18 protein-coding genes are annotated in these 14,380 nt (G+C 65.5%); 8 read left to right on the top strand and 10 right to left on the bottom strand.

The genetic code is table 11. The annotated features are described in order from the left end of the window. Positions 1-54: 54 nt before the first annotated feature. The 5 genes from FHT09_RS04485 to FHT09_RS04465 form a co-directional block, all read right to left on the bottom strand. Complete coding sequence (locus FHT09_RS04485; RefSeq protein ID WP_047126902.1) at positions 55-651, bottom strand: glycine zipper 2TM domain-containing protein; 597 nt, start codon at positions 649-651, stop codon at positions 55-57. A gap of 148 nt (positions 652-799) precedes the next feature. Then, positions 800-1,240: an OsmC family protein gene (locus FHT09_RS04480; RefSeq protein WP_104606082.1), complete on the bottom strand. Its 441-nt coding sequence runs from the start codon at positions 1,238-1,240 to the stop codon at positions 800-802. A gap of 258 nt (positions 1,241-1,498) precedes the next feature. Further along, complete coding sequence (locus FHT09_RS04475) at positions 1,499-2,446, bottom strand: aspartate carbamoyltransferase catalytic subunit (RefSeq protein WP_005992504.1); 948 nt, start codon at positions 2,444-2,446, stop codon at positions 1,499-1,501. A 15-nt stretch (positions 2,447-2,461) separates the two neighbouring features. After that, positions 2,462-2,929, bottom strand: a complete 468-nt coding sequence (gene ruvX / locus FHT09_RS04470) for a Holliday junction resolvase RuvX (protein ID WP_047126905.1) — start codon at positions 2,927-2,929, stop codon at positions 2,462-2,464. Further along, positions 2,922-3,488 carry a YqgE/AlgH family protein gene (locus FHT09_RS04465; RefSeq protein WP_047126906.1) on the bottom strand — a complete coding sequence of 189 codons (567 nt, stop codon included), beginning with the start codon at positions 3,486-3,488 and terminating at the stop codon, positions 2,922-2,924. Before FHT09_RS04465 ends, ruvX begins: the two co-directional genes overlap by 8 nt. Before the next feature lie 330 nt (positions 3,489-3,818). Here FHT09_RS04465 and FHT09_RS04460 point away from each other — a divergent pair, with 330 nt between their 5' ends. Further along, positions 3,819-4,373: a DNA-3-methyladenine glycosylase I gene (locus FHT09_RS04460; RefSeq protein ID WP_104606080.1), complete on the top strand. Its 555-nt coding sequence runs from the start codon at positions 3,819-3,821 to the stop codon at positions 4,371-4,373. On the opposite strand, the gene FHT09_RS04455 is transcribed toward FHT09_RS04460, so the two are convergent. From FHT09_RS04455 to FHT09_RS04445, 3 genes are all read right to left on the bottom strand, one after another. Continuing rightward, complete coding sequence (locus FHT09_RS04455; protein WP_166774773.1) at positions 4,358-5,032, bottom strand: YitT family protein; 675 nt, start codon at positions 5,030-5,032, stop codon at positions 4,358-4,360. The two genes, FHT09_RS04460 and FHT09_RS04455, sit on opposite strands and share 16 nt — an antisense overlap. A 280-nt stretch (positions 5,033-5,312) precedes the next feature. Continuing rightward, positions 5,313-6,443, bottom strand: coding sequence for a PilT/PilU family type 4a pilus ATPase (locus FHT09_RS04450; protein WP_047126909.1), 1,131 nt, complete (start codon positions 6,441-6,443; stop codon positions 5,313-5,315). A 122-nt stretch (positions 6,444-6,565) separates the two neighbouring features. Beyond that, positions 6,566-7,603: a type IV pilus twitching motility protein PilT gene (locus tag FHT09_RS04445; RefSeq protein WP_003489919.1), complete on the bottom strand. Its 1,038-nt coding sequence runs from the start codon at positions 7,601-7,603 to the stop codon at positions 6,566-6,568. 321 nt (positions 7,604-7,924) lie between these two features. Between FHT09_RS04445 and FHT09_RS04440 the strand changes: the two genes are divergently transcribed. From FHT09_RS04440 to FHT09_RS04410, 7 genes are all read left to right on the top strand, one after another. After that, a complete protein-coding gene (locus FHT09_RS04440) occupies positions 7,925-8,617 on the top strand; it encodes a YggS family pyridoxal phosphate-dependent enzyme (protein WP_047126910.1) in 693 nt (230 codons plus the stop codon). 58 nt (positions 8,618-8,675) lie between these two features. After that, on the top strand, positions 8,676-9,524 hold the full coding sequence (gene proC, locus FHT09_RS04435) for a pyrroline-5-carboxylate reductase (RefSeq protein ID WP_047126911.1): 849 nt from the start codon (positions 8,676-8,678) through the stop codon (positions 9,522-9,524). Positions 9,525-10,122: 598 nt separating this feature from the next. Next, a complete protein-coding gene (locus FHT09_RS04430) occupies positions 10,123-10,548 on the top strand; it encodes an HU family DNA-binding protein (protein WP_026064288.1) in 426 nt (141 codons plus the stop codon). Between the two features lie 135 nt (positions 10,549-10,683). Continuing rightward, positions 10,684-11,304 (top strand): M23 family metallopeptidase, encoded by a 621-nt coding sequence (locus FHT09_RS04425; RefSeq protein WP_104606079.1) that lies wholly within the window; start codon positions 10,684-10,686, stop codon positions 11,302-11,304. Positions 11,305-11,394: 90 nt separating this feature from the next. Then, positions 11,395-11,703 (top strand): DUF3861 family protein, encoded by a 309-nt coding sequence (locus FHT09_RS04420; RefSeq protein WP_166774432.1) that lies wholly within the window; start codon positions 11,395-11,397, stop codon positions 11,701-11,703. A 281-nt stretch (positions 11,704-11,984) separates the two neighbouring features. Continuing rightward, a complete protein-coding gene (locus FHT09_RS04415; protein ID WP_104606078.1) occupies positions 11,985-12,305 on the top strand; it encodes a hypothetical protein in 321 nt (106 codons plus the stop codon). 55 nt (positions 12,306-12,360) lie between these two features. Then, a complete protein-coding gene (locus tag FHT09_RS04410; RefSeq protein WP_104606077.1) occupies positions 12,361-12,957 on the top strand; it encodes a DUF1439 domain-containing protein in 597 nt (198 codons plus the stop codon). Positions 12,958-13,103: 146 nt separating this feature from the next. Here the strand turns inward: FHT09_RS04410 and FHT09_RS04405 are convergent, their stop codons facing one another. Further along, complete coding sequence (locus tag FHT09_RS04405; RefSeq protein WP_104606076.1) at positions 13,104-13,646, bottom strand: type 1 glutamine amidotransferase domain-containing protein; 543 nt, start codon at positions 13,644-13,646, stop codon at positions 13,104-13,106. Positions 13,647-13,752: 106 nt separating this feature from the next. Further along, positions 13,753-14,220, bottom strand: a complete 468-nt coding sequence (locus FHT09_RS04400; RefSeq protein WP_104606075.1) for an SET domain-containing protein-lysine N-methyltransferase — start codon at positions 14,218-14,220, stop codon at positions 13,753-13,755. Between the last annotated feature and the right edge of the window lie 160 nt (positions 14,221-14,380).

The following is a 14,380-nucleotide window of genomic DNA, read 5'->3' as shown; positions in this document are numbered from 1 at the left end:
TCATTCAATGGGCTGATGTCGATCGCCTGACTGCGGCACACGACACCGCACCGGTCAGTCGGGACGCACGTCCACGCGTACCCGGATACGGTCGCCCGGGTTGTAGTCGCTACGCGTGTGATAGGTGCGGCCCGCGTATTCGTACGTCACGTCGTAGCCGTCGACACGGTCGCGTTCGCGGCGGTAGGACACCGGCTCGCAGACGCTGACATTGCCCTGGTAGTTGCGATTATTGGCTTCGTAGATCGAGCGACCTGCCGCGACGCCCGCCATGGTGCCGACTGCCGTGCCGACCAGACGGCCATTGCCGCCACCGACCTGGCTACCGAGCACCGCACCGGCGATACCACCGATCACGCTGGCCACGCCACGATTGGACACGCCGGCCTGACCATAGCTGCCGCCGTCGCGGTAATAGCCGTCGTTACTGGTGTAGTAGCCGTCGGCCGGGCGGTTGTAGCAGCGTTCGCTGCTGCGCTCGCCATACGAATCGGTCACGATGATCGGGTCCACGCGCACCACCCGCGCATATTCATAACGACCGTCCTCATAGCTGCCACGTCCGTCATAGCCGCTGTCATAGCGCTGCGCCGTTGCATTGCCTGCAACTGCCACACCCATCACCAGAGCACCAAGCACAAGAGTTTTCATTGCGGCAGCTTCTACAGGGGAGGACACGCTGCCGATGCTCGACCTGCGCCAGTGAAACCGCCCTGAACCGAACCGTCCTTGCAAAGCCCTATTCAGGTCGCCGCCAGCTGCGTGCGCCGGCAACTATCGCCAACGCACGCAAGTGGGATCACGCCTGGCTGGAAAACTCGGTTTCCAGACTGATCGGCACGGCGCTCAGCGCCTTGGACACCGGGCAGTTCTTCTTCGCGGTGTCGGCCAGTTCGCGGAACTTGGCTTCGTCGATACCCGGCACCACGGCCTTGAGCTTGAGGCGGATCTGCGAAAGCTGCGGGCCGCCTTCCATCGACAGATCCACGTCTGCACGGGTATCCAGCGAGGTCGGCGGAAAACCGGCTTCGCTCAGCTGGGCCGACAGCGCCATGGTGAAGCAGCCAGCGTGCGCGGCGGCGATCAGTTCTTCCGGGTTGGTGCCCTTCTCGTCGCCGAAGCGGCTATTGAAGGCATAGCGGGTCTTGTCCATCAAGCCGCTTTGCGGCGTGCTGAGCTGGCCTTTGCCGGTCTTGAGGTCGCCTTCCCAGTGAGCGGTGGCGTGACGTGAAATACCCATTGCGATCTCCTGCGATGAAAGGAGGTGTCACGATAGGCGACTGGATGTTATGGCGTGGTGCCTGGATCGGGATTCGGGATTCGGGATTCGGGATTCGGGATTCGGGATTCGGGAATCGGGAATCGGGAATCGGGAATCGGGAATCGTAGGAGCAGGCCGCGGGTTCTGATAGCAAGACGTTGGGATGTGCGCGCGAAGACGCGCACCTGGCGCGACCGCGACCGCATTGCGGGTGCGCGGTCGCGTTGCTGGGTTCGCTCAACCCAGCAGGGTTTCCAGTACGGCCATGCGCACCGCCACGCCGTTGGCGACCTGGCGCAGCACGCATGATTGCGCGCCGTCGGCGACCTCGTCGGTGATTTCAACGCCGCGGTTGATCGGGCCAGGATGCAGCACGGCGGCGTCGCGGCCGGCACGTGCCAGGCGCTCGCGGGTGAGTCCGTAGTCGCTGTGGTACTGCTCCAGCGACGGCACCAGGCCTTCTTCCATGCGCTCGCGCTGCAGGCGCAGCATCATCAAGGCATCGGCCCCTTCCAGCATGGCGTCGAAGTCCTGGCCGACCACGCAGCCATCCAGCATGTCGTCGTCGGGCAGCAGGCTGGCCGGGCCGCAGACGCGGATCTCGCCGGCGCCCAGCGTGCGCAGTGCATGCAGGTCCGAGCGCGCAACGCGCGAATGCTTCACGTCGCCGACAATCACCACCTTGAGCTTGGAAAAATCGGTGCCCTTGGCCTGGCGCAGGGTGAGCATGTCGAGCAGGCCCTGGGTGGGATGCGCGCTGCGTCCGTCACCGGCGTTGATCAAGGCGGTGCCCTCGCCTGCAGCCGCGGCCAGCGCTTCCACCGCACCATCGTCGGGATGGCGCACCACAAAGCCGCGTACGCCCATCGCCTCGAGATTTTTCAACGTGTCGCGCGCAGTTTCGCCCTTGCGGGTGGACGAGGTGGAGGCATCGAAATTGAGCACGTCCGCGCCGAGTCGCTGTGCAGCCAGATGAAACGAGCTGCGCGTGCGCGTGGACGGTTCGAAGAACAGCGTGCACACCGCCGTGCCGGCAAGCACGCTGCGCTTGCCCACGCGCCCCACCGCCGCGTCGCGGATCTGGCCGGCACGATCGAGCAGCTGCAGCAGCGTGGCGCGCGGCAGTCCTTCCAGGGTGAGCAGGTGGCGCAGGCGTCCGTCCGAATCGAGTTGCATGGTGGTCATCGCAGGTCGGGAGTGTCAGGGAAGAAGAGTGGCTTGGTCGGGCGCGGCCAACCAGCGTTCGACGATCACCGCGGCCGCCATCGCGTCCAGCGCCTCGGCATCGCGGCGGCGCTTGCGCCCGTCGGCGCGCTCGCGCGCGAAACGCTGCGCGGCTTCGACCGAACTGGAGCGCTCGTCGATCAGCACCACCGGCAGCGCGTAGCGCTCGCGCAGTTGGCGGGCGAAGGCATGCGCGCGCTTGCGTGCGGGTTGGTCCTTGTCGTCCAGGGTCAGCGGGTCGCCGACCACCAGACCGTCGGGACGCCATTGCTTATGCACACGATCCAGCGCGACCCAGTCCGGGCCGTTGGTATGTACATGGATGACGGCCACCGCACGCGCGCCGGCACCGAGCGCGGTGCCGACGGCCACGCCGATGCGGCGCGATCCCACGTCGAAGCCCAGCACCGTGCCATCCGGGCGGAAAGCGCCCGCCTCAGGCATGCCCGGAATAGTCCGTGAGCCGGAACAGATCCACACCGATGCGCCCGGCGGCGGTCTGCCAGCGATCTTCCAGCGCGGTGGCGAACAACACATTGGCATCCGACGGCGCGGTCAGCCAGCTGTTCTCGCCCAGTTCGAATTCCAGTTGACCCGCGCCCCAACCGGCACAGCCCAGCGCCACCAGCGCATTGCGCGGGCCTTCGCCAGCCGCCATGGCTTCGAGAATGTCGCGCGAGGTGGTCAGGTAGACGCCCTGCCCCACTTCCAGGCTGGAATCCCAGTCGCGCGCATCGTCGTGGATGACGAAACCGCGTTCCGGGTGCACCGGCCCGCCGCTGAGCACGACCTGCTCGCGCAGGTGCTCGTCGACGGTGTCGATGCCCATTTGCGACAGGACCTCGCCCAGTGTGTATTCGGAGGGCCGGTTGACCAGCACGCCCATGGCGCCGTTCTCGTCGTGCTGGCAGATCAGCGCGACACTGCGCGAAAAGGTGGGGTCGGACAGCGCCGGAAGCGCGATCAGCAGTTGGTTGGCCAGAGGCGTGGGCAAAACAGACATGGCCGCATTCTAGCCGTTCGCTTCGCCGCGCGCAGAGCCGCTGCCATACTTGCTGCATGCGGGCGGCACCGGACCGGCGATGCTGCCGATGGACAGCGACCTCCCAGAGGCCACCGATGGCACCCGGCAGGCAAGGCCGGCCCATTCAGATTGCCGGCGGCTGCGCAGCGCGAACATGCAGGCTGCGCTGTGCCGCGCTCGATCTGTTTCCGTGAATGCAGTCGATCCGTGCACCCACGCGTCGCTGTTCGGTCGCTATCGTTGGGCATTGGATTCCCTGCCATCGCGCACGGGTCCACCGACACCTGCTCCACCCACAACAGGCATCTCATGAGCGGCTACTGCAGCATCGCCCCGGGCCACCCGGTCCACGGGCACTATCACGACCACGAATACGGCTTTCCACAGCGTGAGGAGCGCGAGCTGTTCGAGCGCCTGGTGCTGGAGATCAATCAGGCCGGCCTGAGCTGGGAAACCATCCTGCGCAAGCGCAGCAACTTCCAGCGCGCCTATGACGGCTTCGATGTGGACACGGTGGCGGCCTATGGCGAGAGCGACATTGCACGGCTGCTCGGCGACGCCGGCATCATCCGCAACCGGCTGAAGGTGCTGGCGGCTATCCACAATGCGCAGGTCGTCCGGCAGCTGCGCGCCTCGCACGGCAGTTTCGCGCAATGGCTGGACGCACAGCATCCGCGCGACAAAGCGGCCTGGGTCAAGCTGTTCAAGAAGACCTTCCGCTTCACCGGCGGCGAAATCACCGGCGAATTCCTGATGAGCCTGGGCTACCTGCCCGGTGCGCACCATGCCGATTGCCCGGTATTTGCGCGCATCCAGGCGTTGTCGCCGCCGTGGGTGCAAGACGGCAATCAGACACCCATGTAACGATGCGGCCGGTGATTGAACATCAGCACCAGGCTGAGCATCAACGCACCCAGCGCCGAGTACAGTACCTTGTCCGGGGTGAGGACGCCGAAGGCGACCAGCATCAGCATCGCATCGAAACTCATCTGCACCTTGCCGGCGCTCCAGCCGCGCTCGCGCTGCAGGTACACCGCCAGGATGCCGATGCCGCCCAGGCTGCCGCGGTGGCGGATGAAGAACAGGATGCCCAGGCCCGCCAGCGCGCCGCCGACGATCGCCGAAAACAGCGTGCTGATGTGCGCGTAATCGGCCCAGCGCGGCAGCAGGTCGGTGAGTGCGCCGCAGGCGCCCACTGCGGCAAAGGTCTTCAAGGTGAATTCCCAGCCCATGCGGCGCACGCTCAGCCAATAGAACGGCAGGTTGACCAGCACGAACACCAGGCCGAAGTTCCAGTGCAGTGCGTAATGCAGCAGGAACGCCACGCCGGCCATGCCGCCGATCATCAGGCCGCCCTTGGCGAAGATCGCCAGGCCCAGCGACGCCACCAGCGTCGCCAGCACCATGCCCTGCACGTCCTCGGCCACCGAGTGGTGAAACGCATGATCGTCGGCCGCGGTGCCGGCCGAATCCGGTGGCGGCGTCAACGGACCGGAAGTCATCACTGTGCCGTCGTCGGGCAACGGCTGTTGCTCCGGACGGAGATCGGAATCGGGAAGGCTCACGGACTGGGCACTGCGGTGGGGTGCGGATATTAGACACTATCGGCGCACCTGGTTACATCTGAAACATCACGCCATTCGCGCGTTGCGACGCCGCGCGTTCATCGAGCGCAGCGGCGTCCACCGCTGCATCGCGCAGGACACAGCGGCACGCAGGGCGCTGCAACGAATCCGGCGCAGGCCGTCCCGTTCGCATGCACCCCCGGCCATCCGTCACCGCGTGCCACGCGCCTGCAGGCGCTCAGCGAACCTCGGCGATCTCCACGCCATCCAGGCCCTGCGCCAGGGTCTTGGCGTCGCCGCCCTGCGAGAGCTTGATGCGCAAGCGCACCTCGTTCTGCGAGTCGGCGTAGCGCAGCGCGTCTTCGTAGCTGATCTCGCCGGCCTGGTACAGCTCGAACAGGCTCTGGTCGAAGGTGCGCATGCCCAGGTTGGTGGACTCCTTCATGATCTCCTTGAGCTTGTGGATCTCGCCGTCGCGGATGTAATCCTGCACCAGCGGTGTACCCAGCATGATCTCCATCGCCACGCGACGGCCGCGGCCATCCGGGGTGGGGATCAACTGCTGCGCGACCACGCCCTTGAGATTGAGCGACAGATCCATCAACAGCTGGTTGCGCCGGTCTTCCGGGAAGAAGTTGATGATGCGGTCCATCGCCTGGTTGGCGTTGTTGGCGTGCAGGGTGCACAGCACCAGATGGCCGGTTTCGGCGAAGGCCACGGCGTGTTCCATGCCTTCGCGGGTGCGCACCTCGCCGATCATGATCACGTCCGGCGCCTGGCGCAGGGTGTTTTTCAGCGCGTTTTCCCAGCTATCGGTATCGATGCCGACTTCGCGCTGGGTGATGATGCAGCCCTCGTGCTTGTGCACGAATTCGATCGGGTCTTCGATGGTGATGATGTGCCCGGTGGAATTCTGGTTGCGGTAACCGATCATCGCCGCCAGCGAGGTGGACTTGCCGGTCCCGGTGGCGCCGACAAAGATGATGATGCCGCGCTTGGTCATCGCCAACGTCTTGATCACCGGCGGCAGGCTCAATTCTTCCACCGTGGGAATGCGCGTTTCGATCCGGCGCAGCACCATGCCGACCTGGTTGCGCTGGTAGAAGCAGCTCACGCGAAAGCGCCCAACCCCGGACACGCCGATGGCGAAATTGCACTCGTGGGTCTTTTCGAACTCTTCGCGCTGCGACGGCGTCATCACGTTCAACACCAGGTCGCGACTCTGTTGCGCGGTCAGCGGCGTCTGGGTGATCGGACTGATCTTGCCATGTACCTTGATCGCCGGCGGCATCCCCGAGGTGATGAACAGATCCGACGCCTTCTGGTGCGCCATCAGCTTGAGGAAGGAGGTGAAGTCGATGGTGCTCATGGCGTGCTCCTTCGGAGCCGGAAATGGGGAATCGAGAATCGGGAATTGGAAAAGCCGGGAGCCGGGACCGGTCAGGGGTGCATGCTTTCGCGATTCCCCATTCCCGATTCCCTATTCCCGAATCACTCGAATATCCGCTTGTCCTTGGCGTACTCGCGGGCCTGGTTGCGCGTGATCAGGCTGCGCTTGACCAGGTCCTGCAGATGCTGGTCGAGCGTCTGCATGCCGTATTGCTGACCGGTCTGGATCGAGGAATACATCTGCGCCACCTTGTCCTCGCGGATCAGGTTACGGATGGCCGGGGTGCCGACCATGATTTCCCAGGCCGCGGTGCGTCCGCCGCCGACCTTCTTCAGCAGCGCCTGCGAAATCACCGCACGCAAAGATTCGGACAGCATCGAGCGCACCATCGGCTTTTCGCCGGCCGGAAACACGTCGATGATGCGGTCGATGGTCTTGGCGGCCGAGCTGGTGTGCAGGGTGCCGAACACCAGGTGGCCGGTTTCCGCAGCGGTCAACGCCAGGCGGATGGTTTCCAGATCGCGCAATTCGCCGACCAGGATGATGTCCGGGTCTTCGCGCAGCGCCGAGCGCAGTGCCTCGTTGAAGCCGTGCGTATCGCGGTGCACTTCGCGCTGATTGATCAGGCACTTCTGCGAGGTATGCACGAATTCGATCGGATCCTCGACAGTGAGGATGTGGCCGTATTCGTTCTTGTTGATGTAGTCGATCATGCCGGCGAGCGTGGTCGACTTTCCCGAGCCGGTCGGGCCGGTCACCAGGATCAAGCCCTGCGGCTGGTCGATCAACTGGCGAAAGATCGGCGGGCAGCCCAGGTCTTCCAGCGTCAGCACTTCGGAAGGAATGGTACGGAACACCGCACCGGCGCCGCGGTTCTGGTTGAACGCATTGACGCGGAAGCGCGCCAGCGACGGAATCTCGAACGAGAAGTCGACCTCGAGAAATTCCTCGTAATCGCGACGCTGCTTGTCCGACATGATGTCGTAGACCAGCGCGTGTACCTGCTTGTGGTCCAGGGCCGGAATATTGATCCGACGGACATCGCCATCGACACGGATCATCGGCGGCAAGCCGGCCGACAGATGCAGGTCCGATGCCTTGTTCTTGACAGAAAACGCCAATAGTTCAGCGATATCCATGCGCTGCTTTTCCCCTAGGCTGCGATTGGAAGGTACTCCCCAAGCGGCAGTATAGCGTTCTGGCTGCTGGCGGGAAGCGGCGCGCGGCCGGTTCAGGCCGGCATCGTCGCGCGGGCCTGAAGGCGTTGGTCTGGAGCCGCGGCGCGGGCACGGCCGATGCCTGGGCAGCTCCGGCATCGGCCGCCAGCTCGCCTCGCTGTGGGCCGGCCCGGCGCGTCCATGGGCCATGGCCGCGTCATTGGCCGGCCCGGTTCGGCGACCCGGCTGGAAGGACGCAGCCGGGGGCGGCACTATAGCGTTCCTTCCCACCTGGATTGCCACGTGCCGGCTTCGTCGCTGCAGCAGATTCTCGATGCCATCCACGCCGCCGCGACTCCACACGCGCGCACCGATGTGCGCCTGCTGGCGGTGTCCAAGACCCGACCGGCGGACGCGGTTGCCGCGCTGGCGGCGCAGGGCCAGCGCGCATTCGGCGAAAACTACGTGCAGGAAGCGCAAACAAAGATCGCCCAACTGCAGATGCTGGGACTGGAGTGGCATCTGATCGGCCACCTGCAATCCAACAAGGCCGAACTGGCCAGCCAGTGGTTCGACTGGGTGCAGACCGTGGACCGCGCCAAGCTGATCGCGCCGCTGGTCAACCACCGCCCGGCCGATCGCACCCCGTTGAATGTGCTGATCCAGGTCAATATCGACGACGAGGACAGCAAGCACGGTTGCGCGCCGGAAGCGGTCGACGGGCTGGCCGCGGCCATCGCGCTACAGCCGCGGCTGCAATTGCGCGGCCTGATGGCGATTCCCGCGCCATTCCCCGAGCAGGCGCGCCGCATGGCGGCGTTCACCCGCATGCAGGCACTGTTCGAAGAGCTCAAGCGCCGCTACCCGCAGGTGGATACCTTGTCGATGGGCATGAGCTCGGATTTTGCCGAAGCGATTGCGGCCGGCGCGACCATGGTGCGGGTCGGGACTGCGTTGTTCGGCGAACGCGGCTCGTCGGCTACTGCAGCGTCCTGACCGTTTTTCCCGATCAGCCTCGCCCAGCACGCTGTGTCCTCTTACTTAAGGTGTCGCAATGACTCTGCCCTCCTCGCCCTCGCCTTCTGCCGCTGCGCTTACCGCATTCGTCGGCGGCGGCAACATGGCGCGCAGCCTGATTGCCGGGCTGATCCGGCAAGGCGTGCCCGCGGCCAGCATCCGCGTCGCCGAGCCGGTGGCCGACCTGCGCGATGCGCTGTCGCGCGACTTCGGCGTACATGTTGTGGAGCAGGCGCGCAGCGCCGTGGACGGCGCAGCCCTCTGGGTGCTGGCGGTCAAGCCGCAGGTGCTGCCAGGGGTATGCGCGCAGCTGGCCGATCTTGCGCAGGCGCAGCAGCCGCTGCTGCTGTCCATTGCCGCCGGCATCACCGCTCCGCAGCTGGATCGCTGGTCCGGCGGCGACCTTGCGGTGGTGCGCGCAATGCCCAATACGCCCGCCCTGCTCGGCGCCGGCGTGACCGGGTTGTACGCCAATCCACGCGTGTCCGAGGCGCAACGCGCGCAGGCGGCCGGCTTGCTGGAGAGCGCCGGTGTCACCGTCTGGATCGACGACGAGGCGCAGATGGACGCGGTGACCGCGGTGTCCGGCAGTGGGCCGGCCTATCTCTTTCTGCTGGCCGAAGCGATGGAGGCCGCCGCGCAGGCACAAGGCCTGCCGGCCGAGACCGCACGCACGCTGGTGCTGCAGACCCTGCTCGGCGCCTCGCGCATGCTGACCGAATCGGGAGAAGCACCGGCACTGCTCCGCCGCCGGGTGACTTCGCCCAACGGCACCACGCAGGCGGCAATCGAGACATTTCAGGCCGGCCAGTTCGAAGCGCTCACCGCCAGGGCGATTGCCGCAGCGACCGAGCGCGGCCGCAGCCTCTCGGCGGCCAATGACTAGGCCGCCTGTGACCGGGCATCATCCGGATTAGGAATGTTCCGCAGCGGCCGGCCGGGTCGCGCGCAGGACAGCCACGGCAATTGCGCAGTGGAACCGTCACGCAACGCAGCGCACCGGCCCTTGTCGGGTGTGGAAAAATCCGGCGCACGCTGCCGGCGCCCACGGCAGCAGCGGCGCGAACGCAGCGGATTGGCTGATCAGAACAAGGCCTCAGGAACGTGCGCCAGCAGTTGGCGACGCAAACCTGTCCTGCACCGCACGGCCACGCGACGCTTGATCGCGGCAGCGAACGCCACCGGCGGCAGCACACCTTGGCCAACGCTCGGCGCCCAGCACGCGGCGAAAACGCCCAGATGCCTGCGCGCAAACGATCTGCTGCTATGCGTCAGACACCGCGTCTGCCTGCGCATCGCAGCCGCGTCGACAGCGCTTTCGCCGAGGTTTTCTGCCACCGGTGAACGAATCCCCGTCAAAAGACGCTTTTTTTCCGTCGTTTCATCGTTTCCCTATTGGCGGCGCGCAGCAGTTGCCCTACATTTCGCGTTGCCGACTGGGTCGGCAGACCCAACACCACCAACGATCACGGAACACATAACTCATGGCAAAAACCGCCGCTAAGAAGGCTGCCCCCAAGAAGGCAGTGAAAAAGGTCGCCGCGACCAAGACCGCAAAGCCGGCCAAGGCCGCTGCTGCCAAGTCCGCTGCGCCGAAGCCGATCAAGGAAGCGCTGAGCAAGACCGGCCTGGTCGCGCACATTGCCGAATCCACCCAGCTGGCTCCGAAGGACGTCCGCGCCGTTCTGGCTACGCTGGAATCGGCCGCACATTCGTCGCTGAGCAAGAAGGGCGCCGGTTCGTTCACCCTGCCGGGCATGCTGAAGCTGACCAGCGTCCATGTGCCGGCCAAGCCGAAGCGCAAGGGCATCAACCCGTTCACCAAGGAAGAGCAGACCTTCGCGGCCAAGCCGGCCAGCTTCAAGGTCAAGGCTCGCCTGCTGAAGAAACTGAAGGACGCCGCGCTCTAATCGAGCACGCCTCCGGTGTCACGAAGGCGGCCTGCGGGCCGTCTTTTTTTTGAGCGTGCAGGACCGCCCGCGGCACTCCCCACATGCCGCTCATCGCCGCTTGCCTACCCTGCACGCTGATTTGCAACGCAGCAGGTGCATGTGACCGGCCCATCGTCTCCTGGCCCATCCACACCGCCGTCATCGGCAACCCGTAGCCCTGCACGCCGCGTGCGCCGCCTGCTGGTGTCGATCGCGCTGCTGTGCGCCCTGGGTGTGGCCGCACGCTGGGCATGGCAGTTGCCGGTTGCCGAACAACTGCGTACCAGCTGGGAGCTGTCGCGCATGCCGCCACCCGTGCAGTTGTTGGTCCCGGTCGAAGGCGTGCAGGCGCGCCGCATCGCCGACACCTTCGGCGCACCGCGCGGCCGCGACCGACGTCATGCCGGCGTGGATATCTTCGCCCTGCGTGGCACAACGGTGCTGTCTGCGACGCGCGGGGTGGTCAGCGCCATCCGCGATCAAGGCCTGGGCGGCAAACAGGTCTGGGTGCTCGGGCCGGCAATGGAACGCCATTACTACGCGCACCTGGACGATTGGGCCGCGGGCCTGGCCGTTGGCGATATCGTCGAGCCTGGCACACCGCTTGGCATGGTCGGCACCACCGGCAACGCGCGCGGCACCCCGCCGCATCTGCACTATGGTGTCTACGGGCGCAACGGTGCGTACGATCCGCTGCCGTTGCTACGCAAACCCGTGCCACAGCCGGCACAGTGAGCATGCTGGAACACTGCGTCATGGCCTGAGCTATCGAGGCCGTTGCCGGCTACGCCTATGGTGGAGGCAGCCCAAGGAACGCCCCCCTCCATGTCCCGAAGACGCTATCGCATTACGGTCACGCCCATCGAGAGCGATGGCCGCCCCTGCAGCGATCGCTGCACCATCGAATTCGAACAGCGCTCGCGGGCCGACTGGATGCGGCTGCTCGAGGAGCTGCACCTGCGACGCGATCTGAGCAGCGACGAATGCGCGGCGCTGACGGTCGGCTCGCAGCTGCTGGAAGACCTGGCCGCCCGCCCGCGCGCGCAGCCAAGCGATGCACTGGAGGCCTTGCGGCCAAAACTGCAGTTGCTGCTGGAGCGCCTGCAACGTGTGCAGCCGGCCGCCGGCACCTGAGACCGGCATCGCAGCGATCGCTACACTGCGTGCATCTGGGGACGAGAGATGCGCCATGCGAGGGTTGGGGATCGTCATGCTTGCAGCGGCAATCGCAGGTTGCAGTTGTCATCGCAGCGCAGACCAAGAAACCGACGACGCGGCAGCGTCCTCGCACGTTGTCGCGGCGACGCAAACGCCGGGCGTCGGCACGGGGGGGTAATGCGCGCCCAACACCGCCAGGCGACGCCAGGCCCGACGATGCCGTCGCGCGCGCCAACTTCGCTAAAGCAAGCGCAACCGTGCGCCGGTATCTGGGGGCGTTGCCAGGTACGGCGCGTGGCGATGCCGACGCCCTGTGGAGCGGCGGTCGCCCTGCGCCGGTGCCGGACGATGCAGCGCTGCGCGGCATCGGCAATATCCAGTCGATGCGCATCAACAACGACCCGCCGGTCGCACTGGATCGGGAACGGCCCTCGCGCCGGATCGAAGTGCCGGTGCAGCTGATCGTGCGTACCGACACCGTCACCCAACGTCTGGTCGGCGCCTATCGGCTGCAGCCGCGCAACGGCAGCGACGACTGGGAGATCTACTCGGCCACCCTGCACCCGGTGTTGCGCTAACCCACGGTTCACCGGCACTGACTAAGGTGATGTCACCTGTTGCCGGAGTCACCCGATGAAACTGCGTTCGCTTGCCGGATCCATGCTTGCCCTCGCTCTGGCGATACCGACGACCGGCGCGTGGGCAACGCCGCAGATCCAGGGACACCAGATCAGCGTGCAGGGCAGCGACCTGCAGCAATTCCTGGGCGGTCGCTTCCCGCAGACACACGATGCGCTGGGCGGTCTGGTCGAGATGACGGTCAGCAATCCGGCGTTGTCGCTGCCGCCGGGCGACCGGCTCAAGATGGCATTCGACCTGGCGCTCGCCACCGCCGGCGGCGCGCCCGCGCCAGTCGGCAATGTGACCTTGACCAGCGCACTGCGCTACGACACGGCCAAGCAGGGCTTTTATCTCGATCAACCCACCATCGACGATTTCCGCCCGGCCAACGCTGGCGCAAAACTCGACCACAGCACCCGCGAGTTGCTCAATGCCTGGCTGGCCGATTACGCGCGCAAGGAGCCGATCTATCGCATCGATCCGGCCATCGCAGCGGTGATGGGGAATGTGCAGGTGGAGTCGGTGGGTATCCAGAACGGCCGCGTCGCGGTGACTTTCAACCAGAACATCGAGCAACTGGTGCCGGCAGCTGCATTGTCCGGGAAATAGGCTGAAGTGCTAGTTGCAACGCAGGACCGAAGCGCGCCGTCATGCCGTTGCGCCGATCTGCGCAAACGGCCATCGGATCAAGACAAAGGCCCGGCGTCATGACGTCGGGCCTTTGTCTTGATACTTCCAACATTGCAACGAACCGATCAGGCCACCAGGGCCTTGGCCACTGCAGCGGTGAAGGCCGGGATGTCGTCGGGCTTGCGACTGGTGATCAGCGCCCCGTCGACAACCACCTCCGCATCCTGCCAGCGTGCGCCGGCATTGCGCAGGTCGGTCTTGACCGACGACCACGAGGTCACATCGCGGTTGCGAACCAGATCGCTTTCCACCAGCAGCCACGGGCCGTGGCAGATCGCGGCAACCGGCTTGTCGGCACTGGCAAAGGCCTGGATGAACGCAATCGCCTTGGCATCGCCGCGCAAGGTGTCGGGGTTGAGCACGCCGCCGGGCAGTACCAGCGCATCGTAGGTGTCGACCTTGGCCTGATCCAGGCGCTGGTCCACCGGCACCGAATCGCCCCAGTCGGTCTTGTTCCAGGCGCGAATCTGCGCAGCGTCGCCGGGCGCAATCACATCGACCTTGGCGCCCCAGGATTCCAGCAGGCGCTTGGGCTCAATGAGTTCGGATTGTTCGAAGCCATCGGTGGCCAGCACTGCGATGGTCTTGCCGGAGAGCGAATACGACATGCGGGAATTCCTCATTGAAAAGAAGCCCGCACGCTAGGCATGTACCTGTTGCGCATGAGTGAATCGATGTGTGCGCCGCGTCAGTGCGGCAGCCGGATGCGGATGCTCAGCGCTTGGGCTGCAGCATCGTGCCGGTGCAGTTCTTCGACCCGCAGCGGCATGCCCAGATCTTCTTCAAGCGCGGCGTATGCCGCTCGGCCAGGGTGATGCCGTAGTTGTAGGTGAGCTCTTCGCCGGCCTTGATCGCGCGCTTGGCCTCGATGAAGATCTTGTCCTTGCTGCGGTCCTCGCCTTCGGCCTCTTCGATCACCGCTTCGCAGTTGGGATTGCAGCTGTGGTTGATCCAGCGCGCGACGTTGCCTTCGTAATTGGCATCCAGCACGTAGTCGTCGCTGAGCGTGAACAGGAAGGTGTGGCCGCTCTCCACATCGCCGGTGTCATCGGCATCCACTTGCGCGTGCGTGCGCAGGCGCCCCTTGTACTGGATGATGCGCTCGCCTTTGCGGAGCGCGGCGAGGGCGAACATGCCATTGCCGTGGATACGTGACTTGCGGGCGGCAACTTTGCGCGACATGAAGGGGTCCAGTGATGGGGCCGCTCATTGTGACTGCAGCGCGACGATGCGCCAAGCACAAGCGCACCAGAAACCGCAACGGCTACTGCTTGCCGGCGGCTGAACCGGGCAGGTGGCCCTGCTCCGGCTGAAAGCGTACAATTTCGGTCCGCTTTAGGAT

Origin of the sequence: Xanthomonas sp. CFBP 8152, from assembly GCF_014199025.1 — a bacterium.
In the GTDB taxonomy this organism is placed as follows: domain Bacteria; phylum Pseudomonadota; class Gammaproteobacteria; order Xanthomonadales; family Xanthomonadaceae; genus Xanthomonas; species Xanthomonas arboricola_B.
Note: the sequence above shows the minus strand (reverse complement) of the source record. Positions and strands in the feature narration are given on the sequence as shown.